The following is a 17,632-nucleotide window of genomic DNA, read 5'->3' on the forward strand; positions in this document are numbered from 1 at the left end:
ATCTTTATTTAAAAATTCAGGTTTAATGACATGGTATAAATTCTTGGGCGCACGTAGGTATTTCTGTCAATACCGTCAAAAATTTCGGGATCAAGCCCGGAATACCCGGTAAAGGTGGCTACATTCTGCGCACTTAATGCTATACGAAGGGAGCTGTTATTGTTCCATAGGTTCTGGAATACGCGACCAACGGTAATATTATCGATTCGGAAAAACCCTCCTTTTTCCAAAAAGTGATCGGAGTAGATCCGCTGTTGGGTAAATTGATTCGCTAACGTCTGCGGTGTGATGTTGCTCGACACCCTGTTCGCTGTAAAAAGATCATCCATGGAGATCGATGCTTGCTGGTAATTATATACATAGTTTCCAAAGCTACCGTGTCCGTTCAAACCAAAATCCCAATCTTTGTAATTGACCCGTGTTGAAAGACCGTAGAAATATGGAACGCGCGAACTTTTATCTGTCACATATTTATTTGCATCCGCTTCGCTGGAGGTCAATGAGCCATCTTTCGCCACATACTGTCCGTCCAATGGGTTTCCCTGATCGTCATAAGCTTGCTGCAATAAAAAGAAGGTGTTTGGCGTTTCGTTGACCATATGTACTTGCAAGTACCGTCCCGTTCCTCCTGCATTTCCCGTCATGACATAATTATCTTCGGTATCGATGGTATTCAGTTTCGTAATTTTAGCCGTTCCATAAGAGAAATTACCGGACAATGTCCACTCCCAGTCACTATTACGAACAGGTACCGTATTGATACCCAGTTCGAATCCCTGGCTTTCCATATCACCGATATTCGTACTGAGCACACTGGTAAAATTACTTCCCGCCGGTACGAAAATCGTATTCAACAAATCACGTGTATAACGTTTATATACATCTACCGTACCTTGTATACGGTTATTTAGGAATCCATAATCTAACCCGGCATTCCAGGTGCCGGTAGTTTCCCAGCGAATATTGGGGTCAGAGCCATTAGGCCTGTACATGGTTATCCACCGATTTCCAAACAGATATTGTGCGTTGTTATAAGATGCCGAATAATCCGCCAGATGGACATAATAATTACCGATATCCTGCTGACCGGTTTCACCATAGCTCAACCGAACTTTAAGATCAGACAACCAGGTGTTGTCTTGTAAAAAGGGCTCGTCCGAAAGGCGGTAGGCAGCGGCAACGGATGGGAAATAACCCCATCGGTTATCTTTGGCGAATCTCGAAGAGGCATCTGCACGCAAGGTTGCCGTCAACATGAACTTTTGGGCAAATGAATAGTTTAGCCGTCCAAAGAACGAAAGAAGATAAAGTTCCTGTTCATCGTATCGCTCTACGTCGCTGGAAATAGGATTATGATCTAAATCTGTTGCAACAGGTGTACGTTCGTTGTACCAGAATCGTTGCCATTCGTATCCGCCCATGGCATCGATATGGTGGTTACCTCCGAAATCTTTGTTATAGTTAAGGTAAGTATTGAATAGATAATTCCGCTGAAGACCATTACGATGGCTTATGCGTCCGGTACCGTCGTTTAAATTACCCGTATACATCGAAGGAGCATACTGCGGAATCATTTCATCATATTTATTTTCCCGTATATCATAGCCGGTATTGACATTTATACGGAGATCTTCAAATCCATGTATTTTATAATCCAACGCGATATTTCCGGTAGATTGTCTTGTTTTTTCAAGACGGTCAGGAAGTTCCAGATCCGATAGCGGATTGCTTGGTGCAAGCACAATAGGTACACCGCTGTCCATCCACATATAATATCCTAAACCCATCTCGGATGCATAGCTTTCATATACCGGTCTTGTCGGATCAAAACCAATCGCACTACCGATACTTCCTTCCGAAACAGATCTATTGCGCTGGATACTACCTTTTAGGTTTACATCAACTGAAAGGTGATTGTCAAAAAATTTCGGTGCAAGACCAATAGCGGCATTTGTACGCTTAAAATTGTTCGCTATCAACGTGCCATTTTGATCCAGATGCCCTACCGATAAACGATACGGCATGGTTGCTGTCGCACCCGTTACAGAAAAATTGTGGTCCATACCACCTGCATTGCGGAAGATCTCGCGTTGCCAGTCTGTAGCTGCATTCCCCAATTCAAAACCATCGGGTGCATTGGCGTGTTGTTGGAATGCGGTGCGGTAGGCATCGGCATCCAACACATCAAAATATCCGCCGGGCTTACTCAAGCTAAAGTTTGAATTATAGGAAAATGAAGGTTTTGTAGCACCGAGACTACCTTTCTTTGTTGTAACAATGATCACACCGTTGGAGGCTCTGGAACCATAAATAGCGGTTGCCGAGGCATCTTTAAGGACAGTAAATGTCTCAATATCGTTGGGATTGATCGCATCTAATGCGACATTGCTCACTGGCACACCATCAATGACGATCAACGGATCATTAGTAGCGGATAGCGAAGCTCCCATACGGATGCGGATGGTACTACTGCTTCCCGGTGCGCCACTTGCCGGCACAATATTAACACCCGCTACCTTTCCGACAAGCGCATCTTCAGCTTTAAGCTGTATCCCCCTGTTTTTTTCATCAGGCTTTATGGTTGTCAAGGAACCCGTTACATCCCCTTTCCTTACCGTTCCATACCCGATTACCACCACATCGTCCAACTGCTCTGATTCCGAGGTCATTGCGACAATAAGGTTTTCCGCAGGATAATCTACGGTTATTTCTTCTTGCACATATCCTGTATAAGAAACCGTGATAATCGACCCTGCCGAAACCATTAATTTAAAATTTCCCGTCCCATCAGAAGAAGTCGCTTCTGATGCACCTTTCCGTTTTATCGTTGCACCTTCCAGCGGTTGGTTAGACAAGGCATCAATTACCCTTCCCGTGATAGAAACCTGCTGGTCTACCTGAGCTGTTGCATAGTCAAAAAACAACAGTCCTACCACAAGGGTTACTAGACTTAAATAAGACTTACGGAATACATAAAGTTTTAACTTCATAAGTTTTCGTTTTTATAGATTTATTTGGTGAGGTATTAACCCCAAAAGCGTATGAAGCAAATCTATAGCAAATCAAAACGTAAAGCCAGCAAAGTAAGGTAAGGAAGTAGATTTTTATTCTTCAATAAAAAACATAAAACACTAAAATACAGTAATTTGTGTACGGATTAAATAACACGAATAAGTAGACTTTGGAAGCTTTTTGGGTAGATAAAAAGATGTCTATCGGCCAATTTTTTGTAAAGCATCCATAAATTCATCCTTCGGTATACGCGATTTATTACGCACTTTAAGTTTGTAATTGTATACCGTTTGTGGAGAATAATGCAAAAAGGTAGCAATCTTACTGCTATCGGTTATTCCCAATTTGATCAGTGCATAAATTCGCAGTTCGGCAGATAAAAGCTCTTCATTCTTAGGATGAATCTGTTCGCCTTCTTTCAGCAACGCATTAAATTCATCTATGAAGTTTGGATAGATGTTTAAGAAAATTGCATCAAAGTTTTGGAAAAATTCTTTCAATTCTTCCGATACAAAGTTTTTAGAATCCGTAAGCCGAATCACATCTTCGATCTTTTGTACGCGTAGTTTTCGATTTATACTAACTCTATAACTATCCAGTTTATCGATATAAGATGAGCATAGATTAAAGACAGAGCCTATATATTCTTCCTTTACCAAATTGGATTCGGACAAACTTTTGTTCAACTCTTGCAGGCCAACATTCATATCTGATAACTCGTCGTTTAGCTTCTTCATGGCTTTTTCTGCTGCAGAGAGTTTTCGTAACTGTCTATATACGTAATATATGCTGGCTGCCAATACTAGGGAAAGGACAGAAATCAATATCAGGTATTTAAACAGATTTTCTTTTTCCTGCTGCATTTTTTTATCGTATGCTGCTATAATAATGGGCAGCGTTTCGGAAATTTCCATGGTACGGAACCTTGCTTTGCAAAAAGTAGCATCTTCCATCGCGCATTTTATATAGGAATATGCACGATCCAAATCCCCCTCCTGATACAACATCACAGCCAGCTTACGAAGAGCGATATAACTCTTTACAGCTCGTCTAATATCGGCCAACGCCGAAATGGTCAGGTATTTTTTCTCTTGCTCTGTATCTTGAAGCTTTTCATAAACCAAGGATAATTCATAAGACACCGAAGCTAGTAGACTTTCATCCGTATGATATCGGTCGTAGCAATCCTGCATTAAAGACAGCGCTTCCTCATATTGTCCGGAATCTAATAACTGCTTACTTTTTAACATATTATAGCCTAATGTAGCGGGATCATTCACACGAAGCAACGAGTCTCTGTATAACTGTATTAACTTATTATACTTGTCTTTTTCTATGTTCGTTAATGCGTTTTCTGCCAATAAGGAATAAGTGGCATGGTGTAAATGATAATAGTGCGCCAATAAAGAAGTATCTAGACGATCTTTCGGTATAGCATGTAGGATATCCATCGATTCCTTATAGATTCCCATAACCCCCAAAACTTCCGACATATTCATCTCAGCTTCAGCAACTTTTTCATCGTCGATCGTTTCAGCCAATTGTATACATTGTTGTGCAATAGTAAATGCAGAATCCAACTGATAGGAACGATAGCGTCGGAATAACTTTTGCAACTCCTCAAACCTTTTGGCTTTATCAGGCGCCAACATAGCTTCCTTTCTGATGGAATCCATTCTAGCTATCCGACGGACAGCAAACTCTTCCTTCTGTGTAATTGCTCTATCGAGTTTTTTCAACAGCGAATCTGTCGCATCAGTCATGCCTACGATAGACATGTGACATAGAACCAAAAACAAAAAGCACAAAAATCCTTTTATCATTATTAGATTACGTTAACAATATCGCCGCGCTATATTCCTTATACTTCAAATACAATCAATTGCTCTATCGGCTCTTTGGATGTTAAGATAACCACAAAGTAATGAAATTATTATCAATATTTTTTTGCAAAAACATTTTAAGATAAATTTGTCCGAAATAAAAATATCTACTAACTTTGATGAAGAAACTAATAATCTATGTTTTCAAAAGCGTGCCAACATGGCATTAAGGCCGTTATTTACATTGCAACCCAGTCTTTGGAAGGAAATCGGGTGAAAATAGGCGATGTATCGGAAAATACAGGTACACCAGAAGCATTTACGGCGAAGATACTCGGCACGTTAAATAAATACGATATCGTACGATCTGTAAAAGGACCATACGGCGGTTTTGAGATCGATGTAAATAGAATGAAACAGTTAAATGTCAGTGATATTGTTTTTGCTATAGATGGTGATTCGATTTATAATGGCTGCGCTTTGGGACTAAGTGAATGTAATCCAATGGAACCTTGCCCTATGCACGAGAATTTTGTCAAAGTGAGAGGCCGGCTTAAAACGATGCTCCAGACGACAACAATATACGATTTAGCTACGAAGCTAAAATCGGGGATATCGATCCTTATACGATAAACCATTTGAGGGAATAATTACTAAACTAAAAAAACAAACCGCTTGCAATTAGCTTACTGATTCATTAATGATTTAACATTCATAAATAATTTAAATTAGATGAAAAAAAAATTTAAACATATTTACGACAAATTTATCGCAAATAGAATTTGTATATTGGCACTGCTCTTATTGTCCAGTCATGCTGCTCTTGCGCAGCCCACTCCAAACCCAGATACCTCCAATTGGTTTCTAAGTCCCGGCATCATCGGAACGATTGTCCTGATTTTTATTGTATTGGCAGTGGTGGTTGTCATCGTATATATCCGATTATCGACCTATCTGGATATGATGAACCACAAGGCAAAGGCGAAAAAGAAACTTACTTTTTCGGAAGAGCTTATAGATATGGATGAAGCCGAAATTGACGATATCTTAGAAAAACGAAAAGCTGCGCTGAAATACCGGCTAACAGGGAGGGAACTGGGTAGCCAAGAAACGGCAAATGATACGAAAGGTATCGTTTCCAAAGTTACACATGAACCGGAAAACCCACTATTTGACGAAAAAAAGAAGACACGTCTAAATATGGAGACACCCGTTCCATTGAAGAAAATTGTTATTTGGTATTTAGGCGCCTCCATTTTCTGGCTGGTATTCGGCACATTGATAGGTCAATATGTTGGGATGAAATTTATATGGCCAGAAATGGATACCGTTCCTTGGCTTTCATTTGGCAGATTACGGCCTGTGCATACCAATACTGTTTTTTGGGGGTGGGCTTCCATGGCTATGATCGGATTAGGGTATTTTGTAATCGCCCGAACATCAAACACTGTTATCTATAAATATAAGTGGGCATGGCGGAGCTGGTATCTCATCAATCTCTCCGTGTTAATTGGCAATATCTTTCTACTGGCGGGCATCAACAACGGAGGTGGTGAATACCGGGAATACATTTGGTCGGTGGCTGTATTGTTCATGGTAGGTCTGATCTATACTTTCAGAAATTTTTATAAAACAGTAGCGAATCGCCGGATTTCCGATATTTATGTTTCTAACTGGTATCTGTTTGGTGGTTTGCTCTGGACAATTACCTTAGCCATCATCGGATATTTACCAAACTACCAAGACGGGTTAGGTGAAACAGTGATCCAGGGTTACTATATGCATCAAGGTGTGGGGATGTGGTTTATGACTTTTACGCTAGGGTTGGTTTATTACTATTTGCCATCTTCGTTAAATAAACCGATTTACTCATATTCGCTCGGCGTATTGGCTTTCTGGACACAAATGCTATTTTACACCCTTATTGGCACCCACCATTTTATATTTAGCCCTTTACCCTGGTGGCTACAGACAGTTGCCATCGTGTTCAGTGCAGGTATGTTTATCCCTGTTGTCGCAGGAACGACCAATTTCTTGATGACCATGCGCGGAAGTTGGAGCGAGATATCAAAAAGCTATGTTTTACCGTTTTTCTTAGTCGGTGTCATCTTCTATTTCGTGGGTTCTACCCAAGGAAGTTTTCAAGCTTTTCGCTTTACCAATTATGTATGGCACTTCACCGACTTCAATGTCGCTCACTCACACATGACCATGTACGGTATCATCAGTTTTCTACTTTGGGCTTGTGTCTATGCCATTCTTCCACAGCTTACTGGTAGTGAGCCCAAGCAAATTTTTGTAGGTGCACATTTTTGGATGGCATTCATCGGACTATTTGCTTATATGATTTCATTAATGATAGGTGGTACGCTAAAAGGATTAAGCTGGATTGATGGTAAACCCTTTATCGATTCGGTTATACTGATGCAGCCTTACTGGGTATGGCGTGCGATAGGCGGAAGCTTGATGTTCTTATCACATTTGGTTTTTGCCTACAATTTCTATGTCATGGTGAAGAAAAAAGATACGGGCACACAAGCTGAAACAGCTGCATTAAAATCCGTCAATATATAAAACAAAAAAGTGATGTTCAATTTTCATAAAGATCATAAAAGTTTAGCCAATACAGCCCTCTTTGTTTTTGTAGGGTTAAGCATTTTCATTGCTGTAGTCCCCGCTTTTCAAATGCAGGAGACGAAGCCTTTACCATCTATGGAACCGTTGACAGAACAGCAACATCGTGGGTTCAATATCTATATAGCGGAGAATTGTGTGTCTTGTCATACGCAACAAGTTCGTAATATAGAAATGGATAATGCATGGGGCGAACGGCCATCTATCCCGTCCGATTATTATTTCAGTAAGAAGCGCATGGATGTGTGGCGGCAGTCTCCTTCCATTTTAGGCAGTGAACGCACCGGACCGGATCTTACCAATGTGGGCAAGCGGCAATCGGGAGAGGAATGGCATCTACTGCATTTGTACAACCCCCGTACCGTTGTAAAAGAATCCATTATGCCCGGATATCCTTGGTTATTTGAAGAAAAAAATGAACAAGATATAGCACCTGATGATCGGGTTATCCCCGTGCCAGCTTCTTTCTTACGCCATCCATCTAAGAAGATTGTGGCAACGCAACAAGCACTTGATTTGGTAGCCTACCTCCAATCGTTGGAGCAGCCCGCTCTTCAAGGCGATGGCACAGCAGAATTTATCGCTTCCATTAAAAAGAAAAAGGCTACTGTCAGTGAAAGCGAAGAGACAGGTAATTTGCCTGATGGGACTGCTCTCTACGCGAGTACTTGTGCTGCCTGCCATCAGGCTGATGGGGAAGGACTTCCGGGAGCATTTCCTCCATTGGCCGGCAGCGCAATCGTCAATGATGAAAATCCTGAAACCCTTATCCGGATCATCTTAGAAGGCTATGATACCCGACCGGAATACGGTGTAATGGCTCCTTTTGCTAATATGCTTTCGGATGAAGAAATAGCAGCTATCGCTACGCATGAACGTGGCAATTGGGGTAACAACGCCCCCGCCGTAAGTCCGCAGAAAGTAAAAGAGATTAGGAAATTGATTCAAAACCTAAAAGAATAATTAAATGAAAAGGACCAACACATACATAGCCATCTTACTATTTCTCATGCCGTTTGAGTTATTAGCTTGCGAATTATGTCAACAAAAACAGCCCAAGGCACTCCGAGGTATCACTCACGGAACAGGACCAAATGGAGACATAGATTATATTATTATCTGGGGGGCTGTTATCATTGTAGCCATAACGTTGCTTCTGAGCATCAAATACCTCGTCAGACCCAAAGAATCTGCCCCAGATCATATAAAGAACGTAACTATTCATTAATAATACGATGATGGAAGACAACAGAATCATAAAAATATTTTTAGACGATGATCCTATACCTTTTGCAGAGTTCTCCCCTCCAATAAAATTTGTATTTGATACCACCAAAATTCCAGATGGAAAACATCAACTTAAAATCGTCGCGAAATCTACCGATAATGTAGAGGGCATCCGAACCATTCCGTTTGAAGTACGGAACGGGCCTGCCATAGCGGTCGTAGGATTAAAGGAAAATGAAACCGTCAATGAGCAAATATCCATTACCATCAATGCCTATGGTAGCGAACGTAAAGATATTTTTGTCGTTACGGGCTCAGAAACACCCAAAGCTATCCCTGCCTGGGTTTGGGCACTTCTTATTGCTTTCGTGGCTTTTGCGCTGTTTTACTTGATTATGTATTGGAAACCTGATCTATATAAATCTTTTGTATGATGAATCAACCAAAAAATTTATAGAACTTAGCATAAAAAGCTGCCATGAAGATTAAACGCATATACGAAGCACCGGAACCCGAAGATGGCTACCGTATGCTGATAGATAGGATTTGGCCCCGTGGTGTATCTAAAGGGGAGGCTAATTTGGATGAATGGAACAAAGATATAGCACCATCCACCGAACTAAGAAAATGGTTTGGACACAAACCGGAATTTTTTGAAGAATTCTCCAAGCGCTATAAAGTAGAACTGCGTAACAAAACTGAAGAATTGAAACGAATAAAAGCCATTGCTAAAAAACAAAACCTGACCTTACTCTATGCTGCAAAAAACGAACAGATAAATCAAGCTGTTGTATTGGAAGAAGTACTAGAGGGGATCAAATAGTGGATTTTCTTCAGTATCAAATTAAAAAAAGTTTAACCATTTTATTGACTTCTATTGGTCGTGGCTAAAACCTGCACATTAAAATTTTATATATCAACTATTTATTATTCAAAACAGAATCACTATCTTTGCAGACTTAAAAATTAATTTTAAACAAATTAAAAACAAAAACAGGTAAATGCCTACTATTCAGCAATTAGTTAGAAAAGGTAGAGTAGCTCTGGAAGACAAGAGTAAGTCTCCGGCGTTGGACTCATGTCCACAGCGAAGAGGTGTGTGTACTCGTGTATACACTACTACCCCTAAAAAACCAAACTCAGCAATGCGTAAAGTCGCTCGTGTACGTCTTACCAATGGTAAAGAGGTGAATGCCTACATCCCTGGTGAAGGACACAACTTACAAGAGCACTCTATCGTGTTAATCCGTGGCGGTCGTGTTAAAGACTTACCAGGTGTTCGTTACCACATCATTCGTGGTGCATTGGATACTTCTGGTGTTAATGGTCGTAACCAACGTCGTTCTAAATATGGAACTAAGCGTCCTAAACCAGGACAAGCTGCAGCTCCAGCAAAAGGTAAAAAATAATTAAACGGAGGAAAAGAAAATGAGAAAATCAAAACCAAAAAAAAGAATCATTTTACCTGACCCAAAGTTTAATGATGTTCAGGTAACACGTTTCGTAAACAACATGATGGTAGACGGTAAAAAATCTATCGCATATTCCATCTTTTACGATGCTGTAGAAATAGTTGAGCAAAAAACACAAGAGAACGGTTTAGAGGCTTGGAAGAAAGCCTTGAACAACGTAATGCCTTCTGTAGAGGTTAAATCTCGCCGTGTGGGTGGTGCCAACTTCCAGGTTCCTATGGAAGTACGCCCGGAACGTAAAATCGCTTTGGGTATGAAGTGGTTAATCTCCTACTCTCGTAAGCGCGGTGAAAAAACCATGCGTGAAAAATTAGCAGGGGAAATCATCTCCGCTTCTAAAGGCGAAGGTGCTGCTGTGAAGAAGAAAGAAGATACGCACAAAATGGCGGAAGCAAACAAAGCGTTCTCACACTTCAGATTCTAATATCATGAAATTGATTACACAGATATAAGGGATTACACAGATGGATATAATTGAAATCTGTGTAATCCTTTTTCGATTTGTGTAATTTTCATTTAAAAACAAAATGGCAAAAGATTTAAGTTTAGTAAGAAACATCGGTATCGCCGCTCACATTGATGCCGGTAAAACAACAACAACAGAGCGTATTCTATTCTACTCTGGTGTTAACCACAAATTGGGGGAAACCCACGAAGGTTCTGCTACAACAGACTGGATGGCACAAGAGCAAGAGCGTGGAATCACGATTACTTCTGCTGCTGTTACCGTGTTCTGGAATTACCGCAACAAGAAATATCAAGTAAACGTTATCGATACCCCCGGACACGTGGATTTTACCGTAGAGGTAAACCGTTCTTTGCGTGTATTGGACGGATTGGTTTTCTTATTCTCGGCAGTTGATGGTGTTGAGCCTCAATCAGAAACGAACTGGCGTTTGGCTGACGGATATAAAGTACCCCGTATCGGTTTTGTTAACAAAATGGACCGTTCAGGTGCTGATTTCTTGAAAGTTGTAAAACAAGTAAAAGAAATGTTGGGCTCCGAGGCAGTTGCATTACAATTGCCTATCGGCGCAGAAGATGATTTCGAAGGGGTAGTTGACTTGATCAATAACCGTGGTATGGTATGGAATAAGGAAGATAAAGGTATGACCTTTACAGAAGTACCTATCCCAGACGATATGGCTGACGAAGTTGCTGAATACCGTGAGAAATTATTGGAAGCTGTAGCTTCTTACGACGAATCATTGATGGAGAAATTCTTCGATGATCCTAATTCATTAACGGAGCGTGAAATCCTTGACGCTTTGCGTAAAGCGGTATTGGATAACGCTATCGTTCCTATGGTATGTGGTTCATCCTTCAAAAACAAAGGTGTACAAACCATGCTTGATTTGGTAATGGAACTATTGCCTTCTCCATTGGATATCGAAGCCGTTAAAGGTACAGATCCTCGCAACGAAAACGAAATCGAGCGTAAACCATCCGAAGCAGAGCCTTTCGCGGCTTTAGGATTTAAGATTGCTACTGACCCCTTTGTTGGTCGTCTTTGCTTTATTCGAGCATATTCGGGCGTATTGGAGGCCGGTTCTTATGTTTTAAATACGCGTTCGGGCAACAGAGAACGTATTTCACGTATCTTCCAAATGCACGCCAACAAACAAAATCCAATTGAACGCATCGGTGCGGGTGATATTGGTGCAGTAGTTGGTTTTAAAGATATCAAAACAGGTGATACTCTTTGTGATGAAAAGAACCCTATCGTTCTAGAATCTATGGTATTCCCTGAGCCAGTTATTGGTTTAGCGATCGAGCCTAAAACACAAGCTGACGTAGATAAATTGGGTATTGCTTTAGGTAAACTAGCTGAAGAAGACCCTACGTTCGTTGTAAAATCGGATGAAGAGACTGGTCAAACGGTTATTTCTGGTATGGGTGAACTTCACTTGGATATCCTGATCGACCGTTTAAAACGTGAGTTTAAAGTTGAAGTTAACCAAGGTGCTCCACAGGTAGCTTACAAAGAGTCTATCAATGGAACTACTGAACACCGCGAAGTATACAAAAAACAATCCGGTGGTCGTGGTAAATTTGCCGACATCAAAGTGGTTGTTTCTCCTGCAGATGAGGACTACGATCTATCAAAATCTCCTCTTCAATTCGTAAACGAAATCGTGGGTGGTGCTATTCCAAAAGAATACATTCCTTCGGTACAGAAAGGATTTGAAGTATCTATGAGCAATGGTGTATTGGCAGGTTATCCTCTTTCGGGCATGAAAGTTCGTTTGATCGATGGTTCATTCCACGCGGTCGACTCGGATTCTTTATCATTCGAATTGGCAGCTAAAATGGCATACCGTAATGCATTACCTAAATGTTCTCCTGTATTGATGGAGCCTATCATGAAGGTAGAAGTATTGACTCCGGAAGAAAACATGGGTGATGTAATGGGCGACTTGAACCGTCGTCGTGGGCAAATGCAAGGTTTGGATACACGCGGCGGGGCGCAGGTTATCAAAGCACACGTGCCTCTTTCCGAGATGTTCGGTTATGTAACGCAATTGCGTACGATTACTTCTGGACGTGCAACTTCTACGATGGAGTTTGATCACTACGCAGAAGCTCCTCGTAACGTACAAGACGATGTAATCGCGAAATCTAAAGGTAAGGTCAAAGCGATCGAAGATTAATAATAATTTACCGGCTGCTGGTTGTGAATAGCTCTAATCAGCAGTCATATTTAAACAAATAAAAATGAGCCAAAGAATCAGAATTAAATTGAAATCTTACGATTACAACTTGGTAGACAAATCTGCTGAGAAAATCGTAAAAACGGTAAAACCTACAGGTGCAGTAGTAAGTGGTCCTATTCCATTGCCTACAGAGAAAAAAATCTATACGGTTTTGCGTTCACCACACGTTAACAAAAAAGCACGTGAGCAATTCCAATTATGTGCTTATAAAAGATTATTGGACATCTACTCGTCCAACTCTAAAACTGTTGACGCGTTAATGAAACTTGAATTACCTTCGGGTGTTGAAGTGGAAATCAAAGTGTGATAGATTTCAAGTCAAAAAATAGGCTGCTTTTTTCAAAGCAGCCTATTTTTTTGATAATGTATTCCTTAGAATTGGTAACCGACTCCAAAAGATAATACGCGGTTAGAAAACTTATTGTCGCTGTTGCTGCTTGGTGACAAATTTGTCAAACCAAGACCGTATCCTGCATTAACCAGAAATCCATTAGACAATTTGTATCCCGCCATAAAGTTCAAACCAAAATCAAATGGTTTTTGGTGTTTATCATCTCCCGAGAAATCAATATCGTATTCTCCTTCTGCCTGCGTGCCACCTATATTTCCTTTTATTTTTTGTTTTCCGCTAAGCGAGTATCCTACATAAGGGCCCGCTCCTAAGAATACCGATCCACTATATCCGGTAGGGATATAATAAACAGCATTAACCGGCACCTCTAAGGCCATCACATTCGTTGTACTGCTACCATCTAAATTATCTCCATCAAAACTGTACTTATCACCTTTGCCTTGTAAAGATAATCCTGGTTGAACGGAAAAATTCGGCGCTACCGGAAGGTCAGCATAACCTGTTACATAAAAAGACGTATTCATTTTCTGATAGTCTTTTGCTCCATCAGGCGCGTTACTATATTTACCCAAGTTAACACCTGCTTTCAAACCCCAAGATGTTTGGGCTTGTGCTCCTGCAGCCAATAAAACAGCTGCTCCTAATGAAAGTAAAATCTTCTTCATACTCTTTAAAATTTGTTTTAACAATGTAGGGTATACAATATTCAGACCAAAACTATCAGCTGTCCCCTACTCTACTGTTTTATTTGTAGTTTTGTGTGGGATTTACCTATATAGCCACTGCCGTAAAATGTTGAATAAATCAAAATGAGAAGAATATGGAAATGCCTTAAGGCACTACAATCTATAGGTATATACCCCGATTTGCCGTATTTGGAAGGAAAAAAAATCCAAATGCTCAATTTGATTGTCTTATTTTGCATTCCATTAACCTTCTTTTTCACTTGCACTAATTTAATCGGTGATAGACCCTTTCTAGCCTTCATTAATGCCTGTAGTTTTATATCCTCGCTCTCCACTCTCATACTTCACCATTACCGCTATTATAAAGCGGCTAGATCCACCCTTATCATCTTTAACCTAATCTTCTTTACTATGGGAGGATATTATTTTCACAATGGTGCTGAGTACTTGCTTCTATGTGTGTTAATCGTGACCTTACTAGTTTATGATAATATTTATATACAAATTTTGGCCAGTTGCGCTACTATACTAGCTATTATATTGGTGATATTTTACCCAAGTGATTTTTTTTCGGATAATTATGTTCCTGTGCAACGGGTAATGTTCAATTTCGTAAGTGCTATTTCTTTTCTCTTAATTATTATTGCTGTTTTTAAAGATATACAATACGCCTATCAAAAAAAGATTGCAGAACAGCATGCGCAACTGAAACAGATAAACGGCACGATGGAAAATATTTTCTCCATCATAGCACACGATATAAGAGAACCGCTAACTTCGGTTTACGACATGTTATCGCTATTCGAAAAAAATATCATTACCTCACAAACTGCTCACGAAAATGCTTCTCTTATAAAGCTGCGAATAACCCTATTAAATGATGCATTGGACAATCTCCTCCGCTGGGGTGGGCGTAATATGCAAGGTACAACAATCCAGCGGACAGATGTATGTATAGATGCATTATACGAAGAAGTCTACCAATTCCTTATGCCACAAGCAAAACGAAAAGCGATCATATGGGAAGAAAATATCGAAAAGAACCTAATAGCCTACATCGATCGGGATCAAATACTTATTGTATTCCGAAATATACTTAGCAACGCCATCAAGTATAGTCATTTTGGAGGCACCATACATTTTTCGGCCATGCGTAACCATGGAAAAGTGTTTATTGAGATCAGGGATACAGGAATAGGTATCCCCCAAGATCAATTAAGCAGCCTATTTAATTACATACAGGTTCCCGCACATGGAACCCAAGGGGAACGAGGCAGTGGTTTTGGATTATTTCTAAGCCGAGAATTACTACAGCAAAATGACGGGGATTGTAGTGTGCGAAGCCAACCAAATATGGGGTCGGTGTTCAGCATCTCGCTGCCACTCTCAAAAAAAACACACGTACCATAGCCACGAAGATTTTTATCACTTTTACTTTTCAATTAGTTGGATATATCAAAAGTAAGTTTTATTTTTGCGTTCCCTCAACGGGAAAGGGTCGGATGGCCGAGTGGCTAGGCTGAGGTCTGCAAAACCTCCTACAGCGGTTCGAATCCGCTTCCGACCTCGCTTTAAAGATAAAAAAAATTGAACCATGGGAGTTACACGTTTAAAAAGAAAAGATAGAAGAAATAAAACTACTTCACGTATGGAAGTACAGTTTTTGAAGTTAGGTCGCAATGTTGAGTTAGGCTCAAGAAGCAGAATGCCTAAAAACAGCCAAATCACAAAGAACAACGAGATTTTGGATAAATTAGCTGCAGAAGCAAAATAATAATCGTTTTAACGATCATAAAGTACAGGGAGAACGCAGTAATAAGGTTCTCCTTTTTTATTTTCCTACCTATAATAATATAAGTCCTTCTTCTCGCATGGCGTTCCAAAAAACAGCAGGAATATCTTTTGTAGCCATTGCTGCGTTATTACGAACTTTTTCAGATTTTGTAGTATTCAACGCTACACTACAGACACCGGAGATATTAAATCCAAAATTAAAACAAGCTTCAGCGGGCAATATGTCAAACTTAGCACAAAGTTCCCAGAATTTATCTCGCCAAGCATATAGCGCTTTTCCCTCTTCAGTTTCCCTATCAATAAGTTGATAATTATAATAATCGCTTCCCACTAAAAACCCTCCATTGAATACGGCGGAGTTAATGACAGCAACACCTCTTCTTCCCAAATCTCCTATAAAATCAACAAGCTCTTTGGGATGATTGTATATTGTTAGGCTGTTTGCTATCATCACCCAGTCTAGTGCAACATCATTTGCTATACGTTGAACAACTTTCCAATTTTTTGCCCCCACACCTATACCCAAAACTTTTCCTTCAGCCTTCAATTCTGCAAGCGCACGATAAGCATCTAGAATGTCTCGATAAAATTCTTCCTCTTCTTCCAGATTTCTTGCATTGGCTAAATATTCATCTGGATCATGAACTGAAACTAACTGTGCCGTGTAACCACCCAATAATGCATTGCCTTGGTGGAAACATGATAAGATACCGTCATAGCTTATTTTCTGCACCGCATCATTTTTCAACCCTTTCCATACACCCGGCTCGAATGTCGGTTCTTCTGCTATCAACGGCACTTGATACCAGCCGAGTTTATTACTAATCAGCACCTCTGAAGGCTCAACGCCCAATTGGCTTAAGCTCTTTCCTATCGATTCCAGAGAGAGACCAGCACCATACTTTCCGGCAGTGTCAAACACCACTTTTCCTGGAGCGTATTTTATACATTCCTTCACAATCGCCAATTTTTCTTCGAAGGGTAAATCTACATATAGATTTCCCAGTCCACTTGTTCCGAATACTATGGGAGGTAATTGATGACTTAAATTCAGATGTTTATTGTTGTTTCGCATTTATATCCTTTTCTTGACCGAATGAATAGATGCAATAATATGTATAATTATGCTAAAACCAATTCATTCCAATGGTTAAAAATGAGATTTCTCGTTCAATATTTTTTCATCTGTTAAATCCAAACGTAAAGGTGTAATCGAAACCATATTATTTTCTATCGCCCAGCGGTCGGTTCCTTCTTCTGCCGGATCCAAGGGCGTCACCGTAAACCAATAGTGCTTTCTACCCAGCGGATCCGTTCCAGGAACGATAGTACCATCATATAGTCGCACGGACTGTCTCGTCCATGCAATATCAGTAGGATCAGGTGGAAAATTGACATTATATAATGCGAGTTCATTATTTTTCAGCAAGAGTTCTAACGTCTTCGATACATACGTCTCTAAATGTTCAAAATCAGGCTCGTCCTTTCCAACGGGTGTACTCAAGGCTATTCCTTTCACACCGAATAGCACTGCCTGTTTAGCCGCCGCTAAAGTCCCTGAATGCCACATGGAATTCCCTAGATTAGGCCCCATATTAATCCCCGATAACACCACATCCACATTCTTCCATAAGTGCATTCCCATCGCTACGCAATCAGCAGGTGTTCCATTTACGCGGTGAGCTTCTATATCAGGGAATTCAATAGGCGATTTTTTATAAGCTAATGGCCTTGAATGTGTTACCGCATGCCCCATAGAAGATTGTTCCACATCTGGCGCGACTACCCTCACTTCTCCAAAATTCTTTGCTACTTTCGCCAGGGCTGCAATACCTGGGCTGTATATACCGTCATCATTCGTCACTAAAATTCTCATAACACTTTCTATATTTTTTTCTTAATCTAACAACAATTAAGC

Annotated in this window: 17 protein-coding genes and 1 tRNA gene; 13 read left to right on the forward strand and 5 right to left on the reverse strand. The window is 40.3% G+C overall.

What is annotated here, in order from left to right:
• Positions 1 to 8: 8 nt before the first annotated feature.
• A complete protein-coding gene (locus H8B21_RS11165) occupies positions 9 to 2,990 on the reverse strand; it encodes a SusC/RagA family TonB-linked outer membrane protein (protein ID WP_190313826.1) in 2,982 nt (993 codons plus the stop codon).
• 222 nt (positions 2,991 to 3,212) lie between these two features.
• Positions 3,213 to 4,835 (reverse strand): DUF6377 domain-containing protein, encoded by a 1,623-nt coding sequence (locus H8B21_RS11170; protein WP_223814972.1) that lies wholly within the window; start codon positions 4,833 to 4,835, stop codon positions 3,213 to 3,215.
• A 198-nt stretch (positions 4,836 to 5,033) separates the two neighbouring features.
• Between H8B21_RS11170 and H8B21_RS11175 the strand changes: the two genes are divergently transcribed.
• The 10 genes from H8B21_RS11175 (at position 5,034) to rpsJ (ending at position 13,189) form a co-directional block, all read left to right on the forward strand.
• A complete protein-coding gene (locus tag H8B21_RS11175) occupies positions 5,034 to 5,468 on the forward strand; it encodes an RrF2 family transcriptional regulator (protein ID WP_190313828.1) in 435 nt (144 codons plus the stop codon).
• Between the two features lie 99 nt (positions 5,469 to 5,567).
• Complete coding sequence (locus H8B21_RS11180) at positions 5,568 to 7,409, forward strand: cbb3-type cytochrome c oxidase subunit I (protein ID WP_190313829.1); 1,842 nt, start codon at positions 5,568 to 5,570, stop codon at positions 7,407 to 7,409.
• A 12-nt stretch (positions 7,410 to 7,421) separates the two neighbouring features.
• Positions 7,422 to 8,432: a cbb3-type cytochrome c oxidase subunit II gene (locus H8B21_RS11185; RefSeq protein ID WP_190313830.1), complete on the forward strand. Its 1,011-nt coding sequence runs from the start codon at positions 7,422 to 7,424 to the stop codon at positions 8,430 to 8,432.
• A gap of 4 nt (positions 8,433 to 8,436) precedes the next feature.
• Positions 8,437 to 8,697, forward strand: a complete 261-nt coding sequence (locus H8B21_RS11190) for a hypothetical protein (protein WP_190313831.1) — start codon at positions 8,437 to 8,439, stop codon at positions 8,695 to 8,697.
• A gap of 7 nt (positions 8,698 to 8,704) precedes the next feature.
• The gene (locus H8B21_RS11195; protein WP_223814973.1) at positions 8,705 to 9,130 is read left to right on the forward strand and encodes a cytochrome C; all 426 of its coding nucleotides are present in this window, start codon (positions 8,705 to 8,707) and stop codon (positions 9,128 to 9,130) included.
• Positions 9,131 to 9,174: 44 nt separating this feature from the next.
• Positions 9,175 to 9,519, forward strand: a complete 345-nt coding sequence (locus H8B21_RS11200; RefSeq protein WP_190313832.1) for a DUF488 domain-containing protein — start codon at positions 9,175 to 9,177, stop codon at positions 9,517 to 9,519.
• 178 nt (positions 9,520 to 9,697) lie between these two features.
• Positions 9,698 to 10,105, forward strand: a complete 408-nt coding sequence (gene rpsL, locus H8B21_RS11205; RefSeq protein ID WP_130140989.1) for a 30S ribosomal protein S12 — start codon at positions 9,698 to 9,700, stop codon at positions 10,103 to 10,105.
• Between the two features lie 19 nt (positions 10,106 to 10,124).
• Positions 10,125 to 10,592 (forward strand): 30S ribosomal protein S7, encoded by a 468-nt coding sequence (rpsG, locus tag H8B21_RS11210; protein WP_190313833.1) that lies wholly within the window; start codon positions 10,125 to 10,127, stop codon positions 10,590 to 10,592.
• A gap of 103 nt (positions 10,593 to 10,695) precedes the next feature.
• Positions 10,696 to 12,819, forward strand: coding sequence for an elongation factor G (fusA, locus tag H8B21_RS11215; protein ID WP_190313834.1), 2,124 nt, complete (start codon positions 10,696 to 10,698; stop codon positions 12,817 to 12,819).
• A 64-nt stretch (positions 12,820 to 12,883) separates the two neighbouring features.
• Entirely contained in the window at positions 12,884 to 13,189 is a 306-nt protein-coding gene (gene rpsJ / locus H8B21_RS11220; protein ID WP_002993539.1) for a 30S ribosomal protein S10, read from the forward strand.
• A 65-nt stretch (positions 13,190 to 13,254) separates the two neighbouring features.
• On the opposite strand, the gene H8B21_RS11225 is transcribed toward rpsJ, so the two are convergent.
• Positions 13,255 to 13,899, reverse strand: a complete 645-nt coding sequence (locus H8B21_RS11225; RefSeq protein ID WP_190313835.1) for a porin family protein — start codon at positions 13,897 to 13,899, stop codon at positions 13,255 to 13,257.
• A gap of 432 nt (positions 13,900 to 14,331) precedes the next feature.
• Here H8B21_RS11225 and H8B21_RS11230 point away from each other — a divergent pair, with 432 nt between their 5' ends.
• The 3 genes from H8B21_RS11230 to H8B21_RS11240 all read left to right on the forward strand — a co-directional run bounded on the left by H8B21_RS11230 (position 14,332) and on the right by H8B21_RS11240 (position 15,694).
• Entirely contained in the window at positions 14,332 to 15,330 is a 999-nt protein-coding gene (locus tag H8B21_RS11230; RefSeq protein WP_190313836.1) for a sensor histidine kinase, read from the forward strand.
• Positions 15,331 to 15,416: 86 nt separating this feature from the next.
• A tRNA-Cys gene (locus tag H8B21_RS11235) sits at positions 15,417 to 15,487 on the forward strand.
• 27 nt (positions 15,488 to 15,514) lie between these two features.
• The gene (locus tag H8B21_RS11240) at positions 15,515 to 15,694 is read left to right on the forward strand and encodes a spore protein (RefSeq protein WP_190313837.1); all 180 of its coding nucleotides are present in this window, start codon (positions 15,515 to 15,517) and stop codon (positions 15,692 to 15,694) included.
• Positions 15,695 to 15,763: 69 nt separating this feature from the next.
• On the opposite strand, the gene H8B21_RS11245 is transcribed toward H8B21_RS11240, so the two are convergent.
• On the reverse strand, positions 15,764 to 16,789 hold the full coding sequence (locus tag H8B21_RS11245) for an aldo/keto reductase (protein WP_190313838.1): 1,026 nt from the start codon (positions 16,787 to 16,789) through the stop codon (positions 15,764 to 15,766).
• 75 nt (positions 16,790 to 16,864) lie between these two features.
• On the reverse strand, positions 16,865 to 17,590 hold the full coding sequence (gene surE, locus H8B21_RS11250) for a 5'/3'-nucleotidase SurE (protein WP_190313839.1): 726 nt from the start codon (positions 17,588 to 17,590) through the stop codon (positions 16,865 to 16,867).
• Positions 17,591 to 17,632: the final 42 nt, after the last annotated feature.

This window comes from Sphingobacterium chuzhouense, assembly GCF_014692525.1.
Classification (GTDB): domain Bacteria; phylum Bacteroidota; class Bacteroidia; order Sphingobacteriales; family Sphingobacteriaceae; genus Sphingobacterium; species Sphingobacterium chuzhouense.